At 74.5% G+C, this 21,904-nt stretch carries 20 protein-coding genes; 11 read left to right on the top strand and 9 right to left on the bottom strand.

Annotated elements, in window-relative coordinates; genetic code table 11:
• The first annotated feature begins 72 nt into the window (after nucleotides 1-72).
• The 3 genes from gtfA to CS2_RS02315 all read left to right on the top strand — a co-directional run bounded on the left by gtfA (nucleotide 73) and on the right by CS2_RS02315 (nucleotide 3,544).
• Nucleotides 73-1,548 (top strand): sucrose phosphorylase, encoded by a 1,476-nt coding sequence (gene gtfA, locus CS2_RS02325; RefSeq protein ID WP_070318742.1) that lies wholly within the window; start codon nucleotides 73-75, stop codon nucleotides 1,546-1,548.
• A gap of 341 nt (nucleotides 1,549-1,889) precedes the next feature.
• Complete coding sequence (locus CS2_RS02320; protein ID WP_070318741.1) at nucleotides 1,890-2,849, top strand: LLM class flavin-dependent oxidoreductase; 960 nt, start codon at nucleotides 1,890-1,892, stop codon at nucleotides 2,847-2,849.
• On the top strand, nucleotides 2,846-3,544 hold the full coding sequence (locus tag CS2_RS02315; RefSeq protein ID WP_233421037.1) for a polysaccharide deacetylase family protein: 699 nt from the start codon (nucleotides 2,846-2,848) through the stop codon (nucleotides 3,542-3,544). The genes CS2_RS02320 and CS2_RS02315 overlap by 4 nt, the downstream gene beginning before the upstream one ends.
• A gap of 380 nt (nucleotides 3,545-3,924) precedes the next feature.
• Here CS2_RS02315 and CS2_RS02310 read toward each other — a convergent pair whose 3' ends face one another.
• The 9 genes from CS2_RS02310 to CS2_RS02270 form a co-directional block, all read right to left on the bottom strand.
• Complete coding sequence (locus tag CS2_RS02310) at nucleotides 3,925-4,587, bottom strand: hypothetical protein (RefSeq protein WP_156441957.1); 663 nt, start codon at nucleotides 4,585-4,587, stop codon at nucleotides 3,925-3,927.
• 181 nt (nucleotides 4,588-4,768) lie between these two features.
• On the bottom strand, nucleotides 4,769-5,236 hold the full coding sequence (locus tag CS2_RS02305) for a hypothetical protein (RefSeq protein WP_156441956.1): 468 nt from the start codon (nucleotides 5,234-5,236) through the stop codon (nucleotides 4,769-4,771).
• A 300-nt stretch (nucleotides 5,237-5,536) separates the two neighbouring features.
• Nucleotides 5,537-6,067, bottom strand: coding sequence for a DUF805 domain-containing protein (locus tag CS2_RS02300; protein ID WP_070318722.1), 531 nt, complete (start codon nucleotides 6,065-6,067; stop codon nucleotides 5,537-5,539).
• 119 nt (nucleotides 6,068-6,186) lie between these two features.
• Nucleotides 6,187-7,491, bottom strand: a complete 1,305-nt coding sequence (locus CS2_RS02295; RefSeq protein WP_070318721.1) for a glycosyltransferase — start codon at nucleotides 7,489-7,491, stop codon at nucleotides 6,187-6,189.
• A gap of 202 nt (nucleotides 7,492-7,693) precedes the next feature.
• On the bottom strand, nucleotides 7,694-9,925 hold the full coding sequence (locus CS2_RS02290; protein ID WP_070318720.1) for a glycoside hydrolase domain-containing protein: 2,232 nt from the start codon (nucleotides 9,923-9,925) through the stop codon (nucleotides 7,694-7,696).
• 245 nt (nucleotides 9,926-10,170) lie between these two features.
• The gene (locus CS2_RS02285) at nucleotides 10,171-10,569 is read right to left on the bottom strand and encodes a type II toxin-antitoxin system VapC family toxin (RefSeq protein WP_082739676.1); all 399 of its coding nucleotides are present in this window, start codon (nucleotides 10,567-10,569) and stop codon (nucleotides 10,171-10,173) included.
• Entirely contained in the window at nucleotides 10,566-10,799 is a 234-nt protein-coding gene (locus CS2_RS02280; RefSeq protein WP_070318719.1) for a FitA-like ribbon-helix-helix domain-containing protein, read from the bottom strand. The genes CS2_RS02285 and CS2_RS02280 overlap by 4 nt, the downstream gene beginning before the upstream one ends.
• A gap of 139 nt (nucleotides 10,800-10,938) precedes the next feature.
• Nucleotides 10,939-11,586, bottom strand: a complete 648-nt coding sequence (locus tag CS2_RS02275; RefSeq protein WP_070318718.1) for a ribulose-phosphate 3-epimerase — start codon at nucleotides 11,584-11,586, stop codon at nucleotides 10,939-10,941.
• Nucleotides 11,583-12,563, bottom strand: a complete 981-nt coding sequence (locus CS2_RS02270) for a sugar-binding transcriptional regulator (RefSeq protein WP_046529508.1) — start codon at nucleotides 12,561-12,563, stop codon at nucleotides 11,583-11,585. The genes CS2_RS02275 and CS2_RS02270 overlap by 4 nt, the downstream gene beginning before the upstream one ends.
• 139 nt (nucleotides 12,564-12,702) lie before the next feature.
• On the opposite strand from CS2_RS02270, the gene CS2_RS02265 reads away from it, so the two are divergent.
• From CS2_RS02265 to CS2_RS02230, 8 genes are all read left to right on the top strand, one after another.
• Nucleotides 12,703-13,758: an ABC transporter permease gene (locus CS2_RS02265; protein ID WP_082739671.1), complete on the top strand. Its 1,056-nt coding sequence runs from the start codon at nucleotides 12,703-12,705 to the stop codon at nucleotides 13,756-13,758.
• A gap of 111 nt (nucleotides 13,759-13,869) precedes the next feature.
• Entirely contained in the window at nucleotides 13,870-14,895 is a 1,026-nt protein-coding gene (locus tag CS2_RS02260) for a substrate-binding domain-containing protein (RefSeq protein WP_070318717.1), read from the top strand.
• 1 nt (nucleotide 14,896) lies between these two features.
• Nucleotides 14,897-16,501 carry a sugar ABC transporter ATP-binding protein gene (locus tag CS2_RS02255; RefSeq protein ID WP_082739669.1) on the top strand — a complete coding sequence of 535 codons (1,605 nt, stop codon included), beginning with the start codon at nucleotides 14,897-14,899 and terminating at the stop codon, nucleotides 16,499-16,501.
• Nucleotides 16,502-16,584: 83 nt separating this feature from the next.
• Entirely contained in the window at nucleotides 16,585-17,220 is a 636-nt protein-coding gene (locus CS2_RS02250) for a KpsF/GutQ family sugar-phosphate isomerase (protein WP_062103239.1), read from the top strand.
• The gene (gene xylB, locus CS2_RS02245) at nucleotides 17,220-18,710 is read left to right on the top strand and encodes a xylulokinase (protein ID WP_070318716.1); all 1,491 of its coding nucleotides are present in this window, start codon (nucleotides 17,220-17,222) and stop codon (nucleotides 18,708-18,710) included. The genes CS2_RS02250 and xylB overlap by 1 nt, the downstream gene beginning before the upstream one ends.
• A gap of 1 nt (nucleotide 18,711) precedes the next feature.
• Complete coding sequence (locus tag CS2_RS02240; RefSeq protein WP_070318715.1) at nucleotides 18,712-19,356, top strand: transaldolase family protein; 645 nt, start codon at nucleotides 18,712-18,714, stop codon at nucleotides 19,354-19,356.
• Nucleotides 19,357-19,645: 289 nt separating this feature from the next.
• The gene (locus CS2_RS02235; protein ID WP_070318714.1) at nucleotides 19,646-20,305 is read left to right on the top strand and encodes a hypothetical protein; all 660 of its coding nucleotides are present in this window, start codon (nucleotides 19,646-19,648) and stop codon (nucleotides 20,303-20,305) included.
• A 70-nt stretch (nucleotides 20,306-20,375) separates the two neighbouring features.
• Nucleotides 20,376-21,869: an amino acid permease gene (locus CS2_RS02230; protein ID WP_082739667.1), complete on the top strand. Its 1,494-nt coding sequence runs from the start codon at nucleotides 20,376-20,378 to the stop codon at nucleotides 21,867-21,869.
• The last annotated feature ends 35 nt before the right edge of the window (nucleotides 21,870-21,904 follow it).

Raw genomic sequence — 21,904 nt, 5'->3', positions numbered from 1 at the left:
GGCCGTCCCCCGGCCGGGCACGACGGCCCACCCGACCGGACCCCGGTCACCGACGACGACGGAGCCCGCACCGTGACCCACCACGGCCCCCAGCTGATCACCTACGCCGACCGGCTCGCCGGCGACCTGCCCGGCCTGCGCGCGCTGCTCGACGGCCCGCTCGCGGGCGCGTTCGGCGGCGTCCACGTGCTGCCGTTCTACCCGCCGTACGACGGTGCGGACGCCGGGTTCGACCCGCGCGACCACACGCAGGTCGACCCGCGGCTCGGCTCGTGGGACGACGTGCGCGCGCTCGCCGACGGCCGCACCGTCATGGCCGACGTCATCGTCAACCACGTGTCGGCCGACTCCGAGCGGTTCGTCGACGTGCGCGAGCGCGGCGAGGAGTCCCCGCACGCGCCGATGTTCCTCACGCTGGGGTCGGTGTTCCCGCTCGGCGCCACCGAGGAGGACCTCGCGCGCATCTACCGCCCGCGACCCGGCCTGCCGTTCACGGTCATGACCCTCGGCGGGCGCCGCCGCCTCGTGTGGACCACGTTCACACCCGACCAGGTCGACATCGACCTGCGCACGCCGCAGGCCTGGGAGTACCTGACGTCGGTCGTCGACGCGCTGACGTCCGGCGGGGTCTCGATGCTGCGGCTCGACGCCGTCGGGTACACCGGCAAGGAGGCGGGCACCGACTGCTTCATGACGCCCGCGACCGACGCGTACACCGAGCGGATCGTCGAGCAGGCGCACGCGCGCGGCGCGCAGGTGCTCGTCGAGGTGCACGGGCACCACACCCAGCAGATCGACATCGCGCGCAAGGTCGACCTGGTCTACGACTTCGCGCTGCCGCCGCTCGTGCTGCACGCGCTGACCACGGGCGAGCTCGAGCCGCTCGCGGGCTGGCTGCGCATCCGCCCCGCGAACTCGGTGACGGTCCTCGACACGCACGACGGCATCGGGATCGTCGACGTCGGCACGTCCGACCTGCGCCCCGGCGAGCCGGGCCTGCTGGCGCCCGAGAAGATCGACGCGCTCGTCGAGCGCATCCACGACAACAGCGGCGGCACGTCCCGCCAGGCCACGGGCGCGGCCGCGTCCAACCTCGACCTCTACCAGGTCAACTGCACGTTCTACGACGCGCTGGCCCGCGACGACCGCCGCTACGTGCTCGCACGGCTGCTGCAGCTGTTCGTGCCCGGGATCCCGCAGGTCTACTACGTGGGCCTGCTCGCGGGCGTCAACGACATGGACCTGCTGGCCCGCACGGGCGTCGGCCGCGACGTCAACCGCCACCACTACACGCCCGCCGAGGTCGAGGCGGCGCTCACGCACCCCGCCGTGGCCGCGCAGCTGACCGGGCTGCGGCTGCGCTCCTCGCACGCGGCGTTCGCGGGCGAGTTCGCGTGGGACGTCGACGGGTCGCGCGGCACGTTCGCGTGGACCGCGGGCGACGAGCGCGCGACGCTCGCGTTCGACGCCGCCGACGGGTCGTTCGAGGTCCGTGCGACGCAGGACGGCGCCGAGCGCGTCGTGCTGACGTCGGCCGCGCTGGGCTGAGGTCGGGGCTGCTGGTCGGTTCCGGGTCTCGCGACCCGGACCCCGCGGTCCGTCAGGCCGGGCTGGGGTCGCTCATGTCACGCGTGAGCGACGTGAGCCCGGTCTCGCGGGATGCGACGTCCGGTCGGTGAGATGCCGACGGTGAAGTCCGCGAGTCCGGGCCGTCCTAGCGGCCGGGCCGAGGTCGTCGGTCGGTTCTCATACCCCGGACACTGCCCTCCGCGAGACCGGGTTGCGTGTCGCTCATGTCACCGGTGAACGACGAGAGCCCGGTCTCGCGGGGCGCGACGGCCGGCTGGCGAGAGGTCGGCGAGGCGTCGGCGGTGCGCCAGGATGGGTCCATGACGACGCCGCACATCGGGGTGCTGCTGCCCCGTGACCTGCCCGCCCACCTCGTGCTGGAGCACGCCCGCCGCGCCGAGGCCCTGGGCTTCGACGAGCTGTGGGTCGTCGAGGACCTCGGCTTCCGCGGCGGTGCCGCGCAGGCCGCGGCCGTGCTCGCCGCGACCGAGCGCCTCCACGTCGGCATCGGTATCCTGCCCGCCGCGGCGCGCAACGTCGGGTTCGCCGCGATGGACGCCGCGACGCTCGCACGCCTGTTCCCCGGGCGCGTGACGATCGGCGTCGGGCACGGCATGCCCGACTGGATGCGGCAGGTCGGCGCGTGGCCCGGGCGTCCCCTGACGTTCCTCGAGGCGTACACGCGCGCGCTGCGGGCGCTGCTGCGCGGCGAGACCGTGACCACCGCGCCGGACGCGCCCGTCGTGCTCGACGGCGTCGCGCTCGACCCGTCCTCGCTGCCCGAGGTCGTGCCCGACGTGATCCTCGGGGTCCGGGGGCCGAAGTCGCTGGCCGCCGCCGGGCGCGTCGCCGAGGGCGTCGTGCTCGCCGAGCCGTGCCCGCCCGCGTACGTGCGCGCGGCCGTCGAGCACGTCGCGGCCCCGACGCCGCCGCGCGTCGTCACCTACGACGCGGCGTGCGTCGACGACGACGAGGCGCGTGCGCTCGACGTCGCCCGGCACGCGCTCGCGTGGATCGGCGAGCCCGACTGGGCGCCGCACCTCGCGCAGCAGCCGTTCGCCGCCGAGCTCGCGGCCCTGCGCGCCGACTCCGCCTCGCCCGAGGAGTTCGCGTCCCGCATGCCCGACGCGTGGGTGCGCGAGCTGTCGCTCGCGGGGTCGGCAGACCAGGTGCGCGAGCGCATCGCGGCGCGCGGCGCGGCCGGTGCGACCACGTGCGTGCTGTTCCCCAGCGGCCCCGACCCGCTCGCGGCCCTCGAGCAGCTCGCGCGCGTGCTGTGAGCGGGGCCGGGCGCGTGGGCGGCGCGGCGGCCGACGGCGAGGGGTTCGACGGGCCGCCCCCCGACGGGGCTCCCGCCGGGGATCGGCCGGCGGACGGCGTCCGGTCCGACGGCGTCATCGAGGTCGTGGGCGGCGGCGAGCGCACGATCGTCCTGACGTTCGACGACGGCCCGAACCCACCCGACACCGCCGACCTGCTGGACCTGCTGGCCCGCGAGGACGTGCCGGCGGTGTTCTTCCTGGTCGGCGAACGCGTCGTCGAGCACCCGGACCTGGTGGCGCGCATCGCCGCCGACGGCCACGTGCTCGGCAACCACTCGTGGCAGCACGACGACCTGGGCGACGCGTCACCCGACGTCGTGCACGCCGACCTGACACGCACGCTCGACGCGATCCGTGCCGCCGTGCCCGGTGCGCCGGTGCCGTACTGGCGCGCGCCGTTCGGCTCCTGGGGCGCGACCGTCGACGTCGCCGCGAGCCTCGGCATGCGCTCGATGGGCTGGCACACCGCCGTCGAGGACTGGGTGCCGCCCGGCGTCGACGAGCTCGTGCGCCGCATGGAGGCCGTCGCGCCCGGCGGCGTCATCCTGCTGCACGACGGCGGCGGCGACCGCAGCCAGACCGTCGCGGCCGTCGCACGCTTCGTGCCGCTGATGCGCGAGCGCGGGTGGCAGTTCGTGGCGCCGCCCGCCTGACGCACGTGTCGCCCCGCCTTCCTGACGCCGACCTCGTCGGGGCTGAGGGCGTCCGTACACGGATAGGAGACCGGCGGCTGCAGCCCGGCACGCGATCACGAGTGGTTACCCCCGCACGCGGGGAAGGGACGCGCCCATGACCTCAGCGACCGGGAGCAGCGAGGGCTCACCCCCGCGCGAGCGGGGATGAGCCGCCGCAGTCACCGCTCATGACGAGCAGGCCGCGACCGCCTGAGACCTCCCAGGGCGGCAAAGGCCCCGAGCTCCTTACGGGACTCGGGGCCTTCGCGGTGCTGGAGTATCACCGGATCGGCGCTGTGCCCAGTCGCCGGTGGGACGGACCTCGCCCTTACCGGTGGGTCTGCGTCAGGAGCCGGTGCTCAGAACCCCCACTCGCCGTTCGCGATCATGTGGTAATGCTGGGACTGGAATCGAGCAGTCGGGACGGCGGCGACGTTGCCCCACGGAACTGCAGTGATCTTCCAGAGAACCCCGCCCGCCTTCTTGCAGCCGAGGTCATACCAGTTGCTCCACACCCCAAACTCGGAGCCATTGTATCCCTTGTAGTAGCCCAGGCCCTTGGCGCACACCCACTGCTGCGTTCCGACCTGCGGAGCGAAGCGGTAGTTCGCGACCACGCTGTCGTTCGTCCCGATGAGTCCCGAGAAGTGGCGAAACTCGCTCCACTCCGGGCGGAATCCTGTGATGAACGTGTTACTGGCGGCCATGGGCGACACGCGCTCAGCGTCCGCCTCTGCGATGGCTGCGGCCAACCCGTCTCCGCCCTCGGCTTCGAGGATCTGCCTGCCCTTAGCGACACTCAGGCCGCCGGGCAGTACACCATCCTCGTCCGGAATGATGACGAGCGTATCGGGATCGATCTCTCCGGTTGGGTAGAACACTCGACCGTCCCCTTGCCGGATTCCGTTGGCGGCGATCACGACATCCCTGTCGCGGTCGGTCGGAGCAAGCGGTGCACCGCTCGCCACGGTTGAAGTTCCCGCGAGGATCGCCGCCGCGGCGACGAGCCCAGCAATTCTCACGGTCCACCTACGATTCGCGCTGCCCCCTTGCTGTGATGTTCACGGTACTGGAACCGTACCGGATGTCGCCCCGTCGTCGCAGCGATTCGTCGAGCTGATGCTAGTGGTGTCGTCGCATAGCTAGACACATTATGGGCATACCGATGTCCGACGTTGAGAGTGAACGGGTTCTGGCGACAAATTAACTGGGCGGTTCGAGCTCGATCTTGTTGACGCGATAGCCATCTGCCTCAGTCTCGACGCCGACGTGCATTCGCATCACAAAGATGCCCTCAGTGCCATCGCCTGAGACGGCTTCTGTCGTCCAAGTGCAGACGACCGGGTCGATCGGTCCGTCGCTCGGGGAGCAGTCCTTGAAGTCGAAACTGGCTCCATCGCCAGCGAAAGGCAGGCTGCTTGTGACGTCCGGGGCGCCGTACGCCTCGATCAGGCGCTCGTCGTTTGCGAGCCAACCCTTGTAGACGCAGTGCGACGCGAGTTCGGCCGTGACGTGGTCGGTCGGCTCGAGAGAACAGTCAGGCATGCCAGTCCCGGTTTCCTGTGCGCCAGGAAGGGACGTGTCTCGGTCAGGTTGTGTGGCGCACCCTGTGAGCACCAGTCCGATGGCAGCGACCGCGCAGGTCATGCCCTGGGCGCGAGTGGTTGTCACGTGCAGCACCGTAGCGGTGGAGAGCCGCCGTTGGTGGGGGAATGGCCTCGAATTGTGAGTACTAGTGCGTCATCCGTCGCAGTTTCGCTCGTTCGGGGGCATGGTCGTAGGGCAATCTGTCCGCACGTGAGAGTGATGGACAAGTGTTCAGCTCCGGTGCTCGTCTCCGCACGAAGGGACGGGCCCGGTCGCCGCCCTGACGCGGGCCCGGCAGCGGGGCCGGCAACCCCGCGAGCGGCTCTGCTGTGCACCCGGCCGACACGTCGCTGACGGCACGGTGGTCGACCGTCGGAGGGCAGGTCAGGTGCTCGCGGGCCCTTCCACCGGGGCCCGCTCGGTCGACGCCCGGTCGAACCGCGCCCCCGCCGGGTTGCTCGGCAGCGCCAGCAGCACCAGCAGCGCGAGCGCACCCAGCCCGGGGACCACGGCGAGCAGCAGCCACCACGCGGGCAGGTTCGCGTCGTGCAGGCGGCGGGCCGAGACCGCGAAGAGCGGCACGAGCGTGACGAGCACGTAGAGCGTCAGCAGCGCGAGGACGATCAGCACGCCGAGCACCGGCCCGGGGGACAGGCCGAGATCGCTGGACCGCGACGGGCGGATCGCGTCGCCGATGCGTGCCGCGACCACGGTCAGCGCACCCGCACCCAGCCACACCAGCGCGTTGAGCAGCACGACCCACCACAGCTCGCTGCGGCTCGCGCGGCCGGTGAAGACCGTCGCCCGGCGGGTCACACGCTGCACGGCCTGGCGGACGGTGGCACCGGGCAGGGGTGCGTCGTGGGCGAGCGGGTCGGTGCGAGCGGCATCGGTCTCGGCGGGGAGCGTCGTCACGGACGTGAGCGTAGGGGCTGGCGTGGCGGGCGCCGGCGCGCGTCCCGCACTGCGCACGCTCGCGGGCATTCGTCCCGTTCTGCTCGCTGACCGGCGCGGACGTCCGCCGCCCGCCCCCCTCACACCGCCGCGACCACCCGCACGCCGTCGACCCGGTCGAGGATCTTGTCGAGCACGACCCCGCGGTCGAACTGCAGCGCGTACTCCCGCGCACGCTCGGCGGCACCCGCGCGGTCGGCGCGGTCCATCGCGAGGACGCCGTCGAGGGCGCGGGCGATCGCGTCGGGGTCGTCGACGGGCACGATCGTGGCGGTGTCGCCGACGGCCTCGCCGATGCCTCCGGTGTCGGTGGTGATGACGGGCCCGCCGCCGGACAGCATCTTCTCGACCAGCGCGATGCCGAACGTCTCGACGAACTCGGGGCGCGGCTTGGACGGCAGCACGAACGCGGTGCAGCCGGCCATGAGGTGGCCCTTCTCGTCGTCGGGCACGTCGTCGAGGAACGTGACGAGGTCCGCGACGGGTGTGGCGGCGGCGTGCGCGCGCAGCTCGTCGGCCTGCGGGCCGTTGCCCGCGATCACCAGGCGCCGCCCCGACACGGGGGCGCCCGAGCGGGCGTACCCGTCGATGAGGTCGTCGACGCCCTTGGCGTGCGCGAGCCGGGACAGGAACAGCACGTACCCGTCGCGCGTCAGGCCGCGGGCGGCGAGCGCGCGGTCGGTCGCGTCCTCGTCGCGTGCGAGGTACGTGCCGACGTCGATCGCGGGGTAGGACACGGCGACGCGCTCGCGGCACTCGTCGGCGAACCGCGTGCCGTGGCGCGCGTCGATCGCGGCGGCCTCGGTGACGACGAGGTCCTTGGTGTACTGCGACACCGCGAGCACGACGTCGTGCGACAGGTACTGCGTGAGCACGTGCGCGGCGGCACCGAACCGGTCCTCCTGCACGCACGCGCGCACGACGTTCGTCACGTCGGACCCGACGGCCTCGGCGACGGTGACGACGTCGACGGGCAGGCCCGTGCGGCGCGCGACCGTGACCGCGTCGGCGACGGCCGTGGCGTGCGGGGACAGGTACAGCGACATCGCGACGGTCGGGACGCCGTCGGTGAACAGCTCGACCAGGCGTCCGGTGAGGCCCGCGAGGTACCGGCCGTCGGGGACCTTGTAGTCGCCCACCGGTGCGGGGCGCTCGACGACGATCCCCGGCGAGTACGGCAGCACGCCGTCGAGGGGCTTGAGCGGCAGGCCTGCCTCCTGCAGCCGGTCGACCGGCCACGTGACGATGCGGACCTCGTCGAACCCGCGGTGCAGCGCGGCCTCGGCGAGGTTGCGGGCCTCGCCCGAGTGACCGCAGATCACCGGGTCGGCGCGCACGACGATGACGAGACGGCGGTCGGGCCGGGCGGCGGCGGTGGGGGTCATCGGCGTCGTCCTCTCGGGGTGGGTCGCGGGTGGTGGTGACCGGATCGACCCCTCGCGGTGGAAGGGGCGGTCGGGGTCGGGTGACTGGATCGACCTCTCGCGGTGACGAGTGGTCGGGTGCGGGCGGTGGTGGTGACTGGATCGCGCTCTCGCGGTCAGGGGAGGGGCGGTCAGGGGGGCGGTCGGGAGGAGCGGGGCCGGGCTACGGGCGGGTCAGGCGGGGGAGCGGGACGTCGACGTGCGGCGCCCGCGCGCTGGGTGGTCGGTGCTGCGTGCCCCAGCCCGACGGCTCCGGGCCCAGACCGACCAGCAGCCGGCCGCCCGCGTGCAGCTCGCCGCCGGTGAGGAACGGCCGGTCGAGCGGCACGCCGTCGAGGTGCACCGACTGCACGTGCTGCACCGGCCCGCCGGGCTCGGGCTCGACGAACCCCGTCGTCTCGATCGTCAGCGCGCGCCCGCCCACGTCGAGCCGGGACTCGCGCCACGCGGGCGCGTTCAGCAGGAACAGGTTCTGCCCGGCGACGGGGAACAGCCCGAGCGTCGCCCACACGTACCAGGACGACAGGCCGCCGGAGTCGTCGTTGCCGGGCAGGCCCCCGCGGCCCGTGCCGAACTGCTGGTGCACGACGTCGTGCACGACCTGCGCCGTGCGGTCGGGGCGCCCCGCGTACATGTACGCCCAGGGGGCCTCCATGTCGGGCTCGTTGTTGAGGCCCTCGAACCGGTCGAGCGCGTACCCGGTGGCCATCTCGTCGACGTCCGGCAGCAGGCCGGGCTGCTTGACGGGGTCGGCGCCGAAGCCGAAGAACCGGTCGAGCATCGCGACGAACGCGTCGTCGCCACCCGCGAGCCCGATGCGCGACGCCATGTCGTGCAGCAGCCGGAACGAGTAGTTCCACCGGCCACCCTCGTAGTACGTCGAGTCGTGCAGCAGGCCCGTCGCCGGGTCGAACGCGTTGGCCCACCGCGCCGCGAGCGGCCCGAACTGCTCGACGAGCGTGAGGTCCCCGACGCGCCCCGCGACGATCGCCGAGCACCAGTACCCGAACGCGATGTCGAGCGTGTGGCTGATGGGGTGCGTGCGCCCGTGCAGCAGGAACTCCTCGCCGTACGTGCGGCGCAGGTCGTCGTGCATGTGCACCAGGGCCCAGTCCCAGTCGACGCCCGGCAGCCCCAGCGCGCACAGGTCGGCGAGGAACGTGTGCGCGAGCGCCGACCCCTGCCGGCTGAACCGGTCCGCGCCGCGCGCCATGCGGTAGCCGATGGGCAGGTTGCCCTCCTCCTCGGCGATGTGCAGCAGCGCGTTCGCGAGCTCGACCGCGCGGTCCGGCGCGAGCGTCGTCATGAGCGGCAGGTGCGTGCGGTAGATGTCCCACATGGTCGACAGGTCGAACGCGAACGGGCCGGGCGTCGGCCAGAACGGGGACTCGTCGACCGCGAGGCACGGCTTGATCAGCGAGTGGTACAGCGCGGTGCCGAGCACGGTCGCGCGGTCCGACGACGGCGTGTCGACCTGCACCTTGCCGAGGTGCTCGCGCCACACGGCCTGCGTGGTCGCGCGTCGGCGGTCGAACGACGACGGCCCCGGCCCGCACTCGTGCTCGAGCGTGCGCGCGGCCTGCTCGACGCCCCGCAGCGAGAACCCGAACCGCAGCTCGACGACCTGCCCCGGCTCGGTCGGCCCGGCCCACATGAGCCCGAACGGGCGCAGCGTCGTGGGGCGGATGCGGTCGAAGTCGAGGCGCGTGCCGCCGGGCATGAGCCGCCGGTCGTACCAGAGCATCTGCCGCCAGTGCGGGGCGTCGCACTCGACCCGCACCGCGAGCGGCGCGCCCTCGACGACGACCTCGCCTTCGGCGCACCCGGGTGCGACGGACCCGAGGTGCGCGCGCAGCGGGATGGTCCGGCCGTACGGGATGTCGAGCCCGCCGAGCGAGAAGTCGATGACGAGCCGCGCGTCGTGGTGCGCGGGGAACGTGTACCGGTGCACGGCCGACTTGGGCCCGACGGTGATCTCGGCGCGGATGCCCGACGCGAGCGTCGCCGCGTAGTACCCGGGCTGCGCGACCTCGTCGACGATCTCCCACGCCTGCCCGAGGTCGTCCAGGGGGGACAGCATGGGCGTCACACGGAAGTAGTTGTAGTACTTGCGGATCGCACCCGTGCCGGACTGCTGGAAGTGCGTGAACCCGCTGGCCACGAGCCGGTCGTGCAGGACGGGCGGTCGGCCCTCGGTCGACAGGTCGTACCGCCCGTACCCGGTGGGGTACGCGCCCGAGTACGCGCACGCCGAGACCATGCCGAACGGGTACGTCGCGCCCGGGTGCGTGTTGCCGACCTGCGGCTTGGGCCACCACCACGTCGCCGCGAGGCCCGACGGCTCGGGCAGGTCGGTCGCGTCCGTGCCGATGAAGGGGTCGACGTGGTCGAACATGCGGCCCTCCTCGCGACGTGCGCCCTGACTCGACCTGCGGGTGCGGCCCGAGGGGTCGGGTCCGGGCCCAGCGTGACGCGTCGGGACCGCCGTGTCCACGGGTGCGGACGGAGCCGTGCGTGCACGTGCCGTGCGCCGGTCCCGGGCTCCCGCCCGGCCGGTCCCGCGACGGTACGAGCGCGGTGTGTCACGCGTGTTGCCGGGAGGTCACGGTCGAGGCGTGCGTGCTCGGCCCGCGGAGCCGCTCAGACCGTGACCACGGTGCATCCGACGCCGGGCGCGTCCGCCAGCCGGTGGTCGCCGGTGAGCAGCGGTGCGTCGAGGTGCTCGGCGAGCGCGACGTACGCGGCGTCGTACGCCGACAGGTTGTGGGTGAGCCGCCACACGCGGTCCTGGAGAGGCGCGAGGGCCCACAGCTCGACGGGCAGCTCGTCCCACGTGCGGACCGCGAGGTCGGCCTGGTTGGTGGTGAGGTGGCCGGAGGCGCGGCGACGGCGCAGCACGTTCAGCACCTCGTACCCCAGGACGTCGGGGGCGACCAGCCGCGCGCCGTGCGCGTGCCGGGCGGCCTGCTCGCCACGTGCGCCGGGGTCGAGCAGCACGGCGAGCACGGCGGAGGCGTCGACGACGAGCAGCCGGCTCACCGTCGGCCGGCGTCGAGGTCGTCCAGCACGTCCTGCGCGGTGAGGTCGGGGTACGACCGGGCACGCCCTCGCGCGGTCGCGAGGGCGTCGGCCGCGGACGGGTGCGACGCGAGCTCGGTGAGGGTCGCACGCAGGTACTCCTGCAGCGACCGACCGCTGCGGGCAGCCCGAGCAGCGAGCTCGTCCCGCACGTCGTCGGGCACGTCGCGCACCGTCAGGGAGACGCTCATGCCCTCAGGGTAGGCCGGCTCGCAGCATTCTGCATGCGTAGATGACGTCATGCATGCGGCGCGTGCCGGACCCGTGCACCGCGCTGGAGCCCGGCGCGCCCGGCGCCGCTCTCCGGTGGTGCCGTCGAGGGTGGGCGTGTCAGGACGTGCGAGCGCGCGCGAGCCACGCGGCGGGGTCGGGGGCCGCGCACAGCGCGGAGCCGCTGACGACCCAGGTGGCGCCGTGCCGCGCGCACGTGCGCGCGTGGTCGAGCGTGACGCCGCCGTCGACGCCGAGGCCCGGGTGCCGGCCGGCGAGCGCGTCGAGCCGCGCGGGCGTGCCGGGCAGGAACGTGCTGCCCGCCTGCCCGGGCGTGATCGCCATGACCAGCACGACGACGTCGGGCGGCAGGTCGGCGAGCACGTCGAGCGGCGTGCCGGGGGAGAGCGCGACGCCCCCGCGCGCACCCCGTGCGCGGACGTGCTCGACCGCCTCGCGCCAGCCGGTGGCCTCGGCGTGCACGATCACCGTGCCGCACACGTCGGCCCACGCGTCGAGCACGGGGCGCGGGTCGGTGACCATGAGGTGCGCCTCGCCCGGCAGGCCGGTCGCGGCGGTCAGGCGCGCGACGGTCGCGGGGTCGAACCCGCCGGGGGCCGCGAACGCGCCGTCGGAGACGTCCCAGTGCCAGCGGCGCAGCCCGGCCGCGGTCAGGCGCGCGGCCTCGGCGTCGAGGTCGGCGGGCGGCGTCGACCACAGCGAGGCGGCGACGTCGAAGGCTCCCGCACCCGCCCCGTCCGGGGTCACGCGCGCGGGCGGTCGGTCGCGGGGGACGGCAGCTCGAGCAGCGCCTCGGCGAGCGCGCGGTCGGTGACGAGCTCGGTGCACAGCCCGGCGCGGACGATCGCGGCGACCGCGAGGGCCTTCTGCGCGCCGCCCGCAGCGGCGACGATGCGGGGGATCGCGCGCATCTGCTCGAACCCGATGGTCAGGCAGCGGTCCTGGAAGTGCGGTGCGACGAGGTGGCCGTCGTCGGAGACGAGCAGCGACGCGACCTCGGCGCGCACGCCCGCGGCGAGCAGCGCGTCGCGCTCGTCGTCGCCGATGGTGCGCAGCAGCTGCGAGTCCGGCGGGGCCCACGAGCCGACGGACACGACGGCCGTGGTGACGTCGTCGTACATGCGCAGGGCCGCGGCGACGTCGGGCTGGCGGCGCAGGGCCTGCGCGGTGCGGGGGTCGTCGACGACGAGCGGCGCGAACAGCGGGCGCGCGGTGCCGCCCGAGCGCAGCGCGACGCGCCGCACGACCTCGACGGGGGACTCGTCGAGGTCGGTGCCGATGGCGCCGGTGAGCTGCACGACGTCGACGCGTGGCAGCGGCGGCATGGCGGCGCTCATGGCGGTGAGCGTGCGGCCCCACGCGAGGCCGAGCACCTCGCCCGCGCGCAGCGTGGACCCGAGGATCTCGGCGGCGGCCTCGCCGACGTGGCGGCGCACGGCGTCGGGGTCGTCGCCGGCCTCGACGACCGTGACGTCGGTGAGGCCGAGGTGGTCGCGCACGCGTGCGGCGAGCGCGGGGTGCTGGAGGCCGTCGGCGTGGATGGTGATGGTGACGACGCCGGTCGCGCGGGCCTGCTCGAGCAGGCGCGCGACCTTGAAGCGGGAGACGCCGAGCTCGTCGGCGATCTGCACCTTGGAGGCGTCGTCGACGTAGTAGCGGCGGGCGGCCAGGACCATCAGGGCGCGGTCGTCGACGGTGGCGCCGCGCACGTCTGTGTCGCTCATGTGAGCACTGTAGCGCGCTCGAACGTTTCTGAACCGTGACCTTCGGGCCGGTGGACAAGGCTGGGCGCCGGACGTACTGTCGGTGGCAGATGAGCATAGAGCGGTGCTCAGATGAGCGATCTGCAAGGAGGCAGGACCGATGGCGAGACGACGCCGGATCCCCGAAGAGCTCGGCATCTTCGCCGTCATCGTGCTGGTGGCGGCGATCTTCGGGCTGATGTCCCCGACGTTCCGCACGTTCGACAACGCGAACCTGCTGCTGCTCAACGGAGCGGTCATCGCGTTCCTCGCGATGGGCCAGGCGTTCGTGCTCCTCACGGGCGGCATCGACCTGTCCACGGGGTCGAACGTCGCGCTCACCGGCATGATCGCGGCGCTCACGATGCGCAGCGGCGCACCCTGGTGGGTCGCGGCCCTCGCGGCGCTCGCCGTCGGCGCGCTCGTCGGCACCGTCAACGGCGCGCTCATCCACTACCTCAGGCTGCCGCCGTTCATCGTCACGTTCGCCGCCTTCGGCGTCGCCGCGAGCATCCCCCTCATCCTCACCGGCGCCAGCTCCGTCAACGTCGCCGACCCGATGTTCGCGATCATCGGCCGCGGCTCGCTGTTCGGCGTGCCCATGCCGGTCGTGCTCGTCGTCGTCTTCGCGATCGTCCTCACGGTCCTGCTGCGGCTCACCCCCACGGGCGTCCACATCTACGCCGTCGGCGGCAACCGCGAGACCTCGCGCCTGTCCGGCATCCCGATCGGCCGCGTCACCATGCTCGTCTACGCGCTGTCCGGCCTGTGCGCCGGCATGGGCGGCCTCATCGTCACCTCGCGACTCATGGTCGGCTACCCGTCGGCCGGCTCCGGCAACGAGCTCTTCTACTCGATCGCCGCGGCCGTCGTCGGCGGCGTCAGCCTCTTCGGCGGCATCGGCTCGCTGCCCGGCGCGCTGCTCGGCGCCGTGCTCATCGGCACGGTCTCCAACGGCATGAACGTCGTCGGCGTGCAGAGCTACTGGCAGCCCCTGGTCATCGGCCTCATCATCCTCGGCGGCGTCATCATCGACACCTACCGCCGGCAGTCGTCCCTGAGCGACCTGCTCGGACGCGTCCTGCACCGCGGCGGACCCACCCCGCCCGCGGACCCCGTCGCCACGAGCGACGCACCGCAGCCCGCGCGCGCCGCCGACGGCGCACGCACCGGCTGAGCCGCCCCACACCCGCACCCACGGCCCACCCCCACGTACCCACGTCCCGTGCGACGCGACGTCCCGGCGACCCGCCGCACGACCGTCCCACCACACCCAGGAGAGAGAGCGATGAAGCTTCGGATCCCTGCGCTGGCCACCGGCCTGTGCGCCCTCACCCTCGCGCTCGGCGCGTGCGGCGCCGTCGACACCGGCACCGGCGGCGGCTCGTCCGGCGGCGGCGCCACGAGCGGCTCGTCCGCCGAGGCCGGCGGCATCCCGCGCCCGGCGTCCTGCGACGACGACACCCCCTACGTCGCGGTCGCGCTGCCCAACCTCACCAACCCGTACTACGTCGCCATGAAGAAGGGCTTCGAGGACGCGGGCGCCGAGAACGGCTTCAAGGTCGAGGTCCAGATCGCCGACGACGACGACGCGAACCAGCTCGCGCAGGCGCAGTCCATGCTGCAGAAGAAGCCCTGCGCGCTGGCCCTCAACGCCGTCAAGTCCGAGCCGGGCGCCGCGATCGTCAAGGCCGCGAACGACGCGGGCGTGCCCGTGTTCACCGTCAACGTCGGCATCGACCCCGACGCGCTGCAGTCGCAGGGCGCGTCGATCGTGCAGTACCTCGGCGCCGACAACGTCGCGGGCGGCCGGCAGACCGCCGAGCAGGTGCTCAAGGACCTCGGCGCCGACGCGGCGCTGAAGATCGGGTTCGTCACCGAGCCCGACGAGACGCCCACGCAGATGCGCGACCAGGGCTTCGAGGACGCCATCAAGGCGAACGCGAACGCCGAGGTCGTCGCCAAGGTCGACGGCAACGTCAAGCCCGACGACTCGCTGCGCGCCACCACCGAGATGCTGTCCGGCAACCCCGACATCAACGTGATCTTCGCGTCGACCGGCCCCGCGTCCTACGGCGCGCTGCAGGCGCTCGGAGCCAACAGCCAGGTCAAGGTCTACGGGTTCTGCGCCGCCGAGACCACGCTCACCGAGCAGTACCCCGGCTGCGTCGCGCAGGAGCCCGCGGTCTACGGCGCCGACGTCGTCGAGCAGATCCGCGCGTGGGTCGACGGCGGCACCCCCGAGAAGGAGATCCTCAAGCCGCTGAAGATGTTCACGGTCGGCGAGACCCCCGGCCCGGGCGAGGTCGGCTGACATGACCACCACGTCGACCGGGACGCACGGCACGGCAGGGCTCGGCGTCCGCGGCATCGTCAAGCGGTACTCCGGAGTGCCGGTCCTGCACGGCGTCTCGGTCGACGTGCGGCCCGGCGACGTCGTCGGGCTCGTGGGTCACAACGGCGCCGGGAAGTCCACGCTGCTGCGCGTGATCTCCGGCGCCACCACGCCCGAGGACGGGCGGATCGTCGTCGACGGCGCCGACCGCGCGATCGACTCGCCCGCCGCGGCGATCGGCGCCGGCATCGCGACCGTCTACCAGGAGCTCGCGCTGCTGCCCAACCTCACGGTGGCGCAGAACGTGCACCTGGGCGCCGAGCGCTCGCGCGCCGGCCTGCTGCGCCGCGAGGCCATGCGGGACGACGCGCGGCGGCTCGTCGAGCAGTTCGGCATCGACGTCGACGTCGACCGGCGCCTGGGCGACTACCCCGTCGCGACCCGGCAGATGCTCGAGATCGCCGTCGCCACCCACCGCAAGGCCCGCTACCTGCTGCTCGACGAGCCGACCACCTCCCTCGAAGGCGGTCAGGTCGAGCGGCTGCTCGAGATGGTGCGCTCGCTCGCGGCGGGCGGCATGGGCGTCGTGTTCGTCGACCACAAGCTCGACGAGCTGTACGCCGTGTGCAACCGCGTGGTCGCGCTGGTCGACGGACGCGTGCGCATCGACGCACGCGTCGACGAGGTCAGCCGCCACGACGTGGTCGCCGCGATCGCGGGCGACGAGGCTGCCGAGGCCGACGAGGCACGTCGCCGCTCCCCTGACGGTGACGTGCCGGCCGAGGCAGGCACGACGGGGGCGGCCGCCGCCGCCCCCGTCGTGGCCGACGTGCACCGCTGGGTGCCGCAGGGCGTGACCGGGCCCCGGCTCGAGGTCCGCGACCTGGTGGCACCCGGCGTGCACGGCGTGAGCCTCACCGCCGAGCCGGGCCGCGTGCTCGGCCTCTACGGCCTGGTCGGCGCCGGACGCACCGAGGTGCTGCGCGCGCTCGTCGGGCTCGCACCCGTCACGTCCGGCACCGTCACGCTCGACGGCCGGCCCTACCGGCCGACGACGCCCGCCCGCGCCCAGCGCGCCGGGGTCGTCTACCTCACCGAGGAGCGCAAGTCCGACGGCATCGTGCCCGCGCTGGACTCGCCCATGAACGTCGCGCTGCCCGTGCTGCGCCGGTACCGGCGCGCGGGCCTGCTTGACAAGCCACGCATGCTGCGCGAGGCCGACGCGCTGCTCGGCGAGCTGCGCGTGCGCGGCGACCGGCACGGGCCCGTCGTCAGCCTCTCGGGCGGCAACCAGCAGAAGGTGCTGCTGGCCCGCGCGATCGCGCAGCACCCGCGGGTCCTGCTGCTCGACGAGCCCACCAAGGGCGTCGACCTCGGCGTCAAGGCCGAGATCCACCGCATCGTGCGGGCGCTGGCCCACGAGGGCGGCCTCACGGTCGTGCTCGTGTCCTCCGAGGAGGAGGAGATCTGCGACGTCGCCGACGACATCGTCGTCGTGTCGCACGGCCGCAGCACCGGCGAGCAGGTGCCGCCCGACCACCGCACGCCGCACGCGCTGCGCACGGCCGCGTGGGCCGCCGCGTGAGCGCGCCCGCCGGCGATCCCGCCGCTGCGTCCGTCGACGCGGCCCCGACCCCCACCCAGCACCACGAGGAAGCGAGCACCACCATGGACGGACGGGCCACGACCCTGGAGGCCGCGCGCGAGCTCGTGCGCCGCGAGGGCCGCGGGGTCACCGAGGTCGCCGACCAGCTCGACGACACGTTCGTCGCGGCGGTCGACCTCGTCGGCGGCTGCACCGGCAAGGTGTTCGTCACCGGGTCGGGCACGTCCGGCGCGGTCGCGCGGCGCATGGCGCACCTGCTGTCGGTGTGCGGCACGCCCGCCGTGTTCCTGCCGGGCATGGACGCGCTGCACGGCACGATGGGGTCCGTGGTGCACGGCGACCTGCTCATCACGATCTCCCGCGGCGGCGAGTCGGACGAGCTCAACGACCTGTCCCGGCGCGTCCAGCAGCGCGGCGTGCCGGTGGTCGCGCTCACCGCGACGCCCACGTCCACGCTCGCGCAGGTCGCGGACCTCACGGTCGTCGTCGACGCGGGCCCCGAGGTCGACCCGGGCGGCGTCATCGCCATGGGCTCGACCCTCGCGGTCGCGGCGTGGGGCGACGCGCTCGCGGCCGTCCTCATGCAGCGCCGCGGGTACGGCTGGGACGAGGTGCTGTTCACGCACCCGGCCGGCGCCGTCGGCAAGATCGAGCACGTGCCCGACGCACCCGCCGTGCCCGGCGTCCAGGGGGTCTGATGGGGGTCGTCGCGGGCGTCGACTCCTCGACGCAGTCCTGCACGGTCGAGCTGCGCGACGCCGCCGACGGCCGCCTGCTCGGCGCGGGGAGGGCGCCGCACCCGCCGACGTCGCCGCCGGTCAGCGAGCAGCACCCCAACGACTGGTGGCACGCGTTCGCCGGGGCCCTCGCGGTGGCGCTCGCCGCAGCCGGGCTGCGCGCGTCCGACGTCGACGCCGTGAGCGTCGCCGCGCAGTGCCACGGCCTCGTGCTGCTCGACCGCGACGACGTCGTGCTGCGGCCCGTGAAGCTGTGGAACGACACGACGTCGAGCCCGCAGGCCGACGCGATGGTCGCCGACCTCGGCCTGGCCGCGTGGGCGGACGCCGTCGGCTCGGTGCCGACCGCGGCGTTCACGATCACCAAGCTCGCGTGGGTCGCCGCGCACGAGCCCGACCTGCTGGACCGTGCGGCGCACGTGCTGCTGCCGCACGACTGGCTGACGTACCGGCTCACCGGCCGCGCCGTCACGGACCGGTCGGAGGCGTCCGGCACCGGGTACTACGCCGCGCACACCGGGCGGTACCTCGTCGACCACCTCGACCGGTGGGTGCGCCCCGGCGTGCCGTGGGCCGACGTGCTGCCCGAGGTGCTGGGCCCGTCGCACACCGCCGGGTGGGCCGTCACGCCCGCGGCCGCCGAGCTGGGCCTGCGGCCCGACGTCGTGGTCGGCGCCGGCGCGGGGGACCAGCACGCGGGTGCCCTGGGCATCGGGCTCGGGCCCGGGCAGGTGCTCTACAGCCTCGGCACGTCCGGCGTCGTCATGACGACGTCCGCGCAGCCCGTGCACGACGCGAGCGGCTGGGTCGACGGCGTCGCCGACGCGACCGGCGGCTGGTTGCCGCTGGTGTGCACGCTCAACAGCGCCAAGGTCACCGACACGGTCGCGCGCCTGCTGGGCGTCGACCACGACGAGCTCACGCGCCTCGCGCTCGCGGCCCCGCGCCGCGCCGACCGCGCCGTGCTCGCCGCGTACCTGGACGGCGAGCGCAGCCCCAGCCGCCCGCACGCGCGCGGCCTGCTCGGCGGCCTGCGCTCCGACACCACGCGCGAGGAGCTTGCGCTCGCCGCCTACGAGGGCGTCGTGCTGGGCCTCGTGCGCGGCCACGACGCGATCCGCGCCGCGGGTGCACCCGCCGACGGGACCGTCGTCGTCACCGGCGGCGGCGCGCGGTCGCGCGCGTACCGGCAGGTGCTCGCCGACGCGCTCGGCACCCCCGTCGAGACCCGCGACGCGCCCGAGGCCACCGCGCGCGGCGCCGCCGCGCAGGCCGCCGCCGTGCTCGCGGGCGCCGACGTGCGCGACGTCCGCGACGCGTGGACACCCCGCGTCGTCGACGTCGTCGAGCCCGGCACCCCCCTCGACCCGCAGGTCCGCGCGCGGTACGCCGCGCTCGCCGACCTGCCCCAGCCCGACGAGACCGCCCGCGCCGCGGGCGTGGAGGAATGACGTGGACCTGTACCTCGACAGCGCCGACCGTGACGCGCTGGCGCCCCTGCTGGCCACGGGCCTGTTCCGCGGCGTCACCACCAACCCGCTGATCCTGCAGCGCGCGGGCGTGCGGCTGTCCGAGGTGCCCTCGCTCGTGTCCTGGCTGCTGGCCTCCGGGGCCGACGAGGTGTTCGTGCAGACCACGGCCGCCGACGCCGACGCGATCGAGCGCGAGGGCCACGCGCTGCGCGACCTGTCCGACCGGCTCGTCGTCAAGGTGCCCGCCACCGGGCCGGGGCTCGTCGCGACGCGGCGCCTGTCGGCCGCCGGGGTGCCCGTGCTGCTCACGGTCGTCTACCACCCCAACCAGGCCGTGCTGGCCGCCGCCGCCGGCGCGCGCCTCATCGCGCCGTACCTGGGCCGCATGACCGAGGCCGGCCGCGACGGCCGCGCCGACCTGCGCACCATGGCCCGCGCGCTCGCCGGCACGGGCACCGGCGTGCTGGTCGCGAGCGTCCGCGACGCCGCGGTGGTCCCCGAGCTCGCCGCCGACGGCCTCGAGGCCGTCACCGTCGGCACCGACGTGGCCCACGCGATGTTCGCCGAGCCGCTCACCGACGCCGCGATGGTGCAGTTCGACGCCGCGACGTCCGCGCTGCGCTGACGCGCGGGCCGGCCGCCGACGGACAGCGCCCTCGCCGAAGGCCCGCACCCCTCGCTGACGGCTCGCCCCTCGCCGACGGACAGTGCCACGGACGACGGACAGCCGCGTGCGCGTGTCCGTCGTGCCGTACCCCTGTCCGTCGGCGACGCGGGGCGGCGGAGGGGGCGGCGGACGGGTGACGGGTGTCGGTCAGGCCTGACCCGGACGGGTGAGGTGCCGGTGCGTCGGTCATGACTGACGCGGCGGGTGACGATGACGCCGGGACCGTCCTCTGACGTCAGGAGCTGCTGTGGCCGTCCTCGACCTGCCCGCCCCGACCGGTGCCCGGCGTCCGCCCGCCCTCGTCGTCGAGACCGTGGTCGCGGTCGGGACGGTGTTCGGCGCGCTGGGGGCGGTCGTCGTCGCGGCGATGCGTGCCCGGGAGCTCGTGCGGTCCTCGGCGGGGTGGATGGTCGCCGTGCCCGTGTGGCCCACCGGCGCGATGCCGACCTCCGCGTGGGACACGCCGGCGCGGCAGGGGTTCCCGTCGCCCGTGCAGCCGGTCGGGCCCCATGCCGTCGACCTGTGGCTCGACCGTCCCGACGGCCTCACGGCCGCGCTCGCCGGCGTGGGCGTGTGGGTGTCCTGGCTCGTCGTCGCCGCGCTGCTGCTGACCGCCCTGCCGGTGGCGCGCGCGGTCCTGCGGGGCCACGGGTTGTCGTTCACGACGGCGCGGCAGGCGGCCGTGTCTGCCGGTGTCGTGCTCGTCGCGTGGGCCGTGCACGCCACCGCCCCGCTGCTGGCAGCCCGTCGCGCGCTCGACGCGGGGTACTCCGGCCTGCCCGCCGAGTGGTTCACGCCGCAGGCGCGCCCCGTGTGGTGGCCGCTGCTGTTCGTCGCGCTGCTGCTGGTGCTCGCGGGCACGCTCGCCGCCGCGACCCGGGCGGTCGCGCGCGCCGCGGAGCGCTGACCGCGGGGCTACCGTGGGCGCCGGTGCGGCCGGCCGGTCGCACCGACCGCACCACCGAAGGCCCCGCGCGATGACCCCCTCCCCGTCCGGCAGCACCGGCGTGCCCGGCACCGACCCCGCTGCCGCGTCAGCCGCCGGCCCCGCCGCCGCGGACGCACCCGCCGCAGCGGACGCCCCCGCCCCCGGTGCCGCCGCCGACCGCGCGCTCGGGCACGGGCTGCGCACGCGGCACCTCACGATGATGGGCCTCGGCTCGGCCATCGGCGCCGGGCTGTTCCTCGGCAGCGGCGTCGGCATCGCGACCGCCGGGCCCGCCGTGCTCGTGTCGTACGCCGTCGCGGGCGTGCTCGTCGTCATGATCATGCGGATGCTCGCCGAGATGGCCGCCGCGTCGCCCGCGTCCGGCTCGTTCTCGGTGTACGCCGAGCAGGCGCTCGGCCGGTGGGCCGGGTTCACGCTCGGGTGGGTCTACTGGTTCACGATCGTCATGGTGCTGGGCGCCGAGATCACGGGCGTCGCGCGCATCGTCACCGGCTGGTTCCCCGACGTCCCGCAGTGGGGCGTCGCGCTCGTCGTCGTCGCCGTGTTCGCCGTGGTCAACCTCGCGGGCGTGCGGCAGTTCGGCGAGTTCGAGTTCTGGTTCGCCGCGCTCAAGGTCGCCGCGATCGTCGGGTTCCTCGTGGTCGGCGTGCTGCTCGTGCTCGGCGTGCTGCCCGGCACGTCGCCCGTCGGCACGTCGAACCTGCTGGGCCACGGCGGGTTCGCGCCCACCGGCGTCGCGGGGGTCGCGGCCGGGCTTCTCGTCGTGCTGTTCGCGTTCGGCGGCATCGAGATCGTCACCATCGCGTCGGCCGAGGCCGCCGACCCGCAGCGCGCCGTCGCACGCGCCACGCGCTCCATCGTGTGGCGCATCCTCGCGTTCTACGTCGGCTCCGTCGCCGTCATGGTGCTCGTGCTGCCGTGGGACGCGCCGCAGCTCGCCGACGGGCCGTTCGTCGCCGTCCTCGACCTCGCGGGCCTGCCGGGCGCCGCGCGGCTCATGGAGGTCGTCGTCGTGCTCGCGCTGCTGTCCGCGTTCAACGCGAACATCTACGCGACGTCGCGCATGGCGTTCTCGCTCGCGGGCCGCGGCGACGGTCCCGCGGTGCTGCGGCGCGTGTCGCGGCGCGACGTGCCGTGGGTCGCCGTGCTCGTGTCGGTCGCGCTCGGGCTCGTCGCCGTCGCGCTGAACTGGCTGCTGCCCGACGCGCTGCTCGGCATCCTGCTCAACGCCGTCGGCGCGTCGCTGCTGGTCGTGTGGGTGTTCGTCGTGGTGTCGCAGCTGCGGCTCCGCCCGCGCCTGGCCGCCGCCGCAGGCCCCGCGGGGCTGCCGCTGCGCATGTGGGGGTACCCGTGGCTCACGTGGGCGACGCTCGCCGCGCTCGCGGGCGTCGTCGTGCTCATGCTCACCGACGCCGCCGCGCGGGCGCAGCTCGCCGCGACGGCCGGGCTCGTGGCCGTCGTCGTCGGGATCTACGCCGTGACGGCGCGCCGCCGCGCACGGGCCGGGGTCGGCTCGGCCTGACGGGGCCCGTCCCCGCCGCCGCGCACGACGACGGG

Origin of the sequence: Cellulomonas iranensis NBRC 101100 = JCM 18110 (assembly GCF_001552375.1) — a bacterium.
GTDB classification, from domain to species: Bacteria; Actinomycetota; Actinomycetes; order Actinomycetales; family Cellulomonadaceae; genus Cellulomonas; species Cellulomonas iranensis.
The sequence above is the reverse complement of the archived record's forward strand: the minus strand, read 5'-3'. Positions and strand labels throughout refer to the sequence as shown.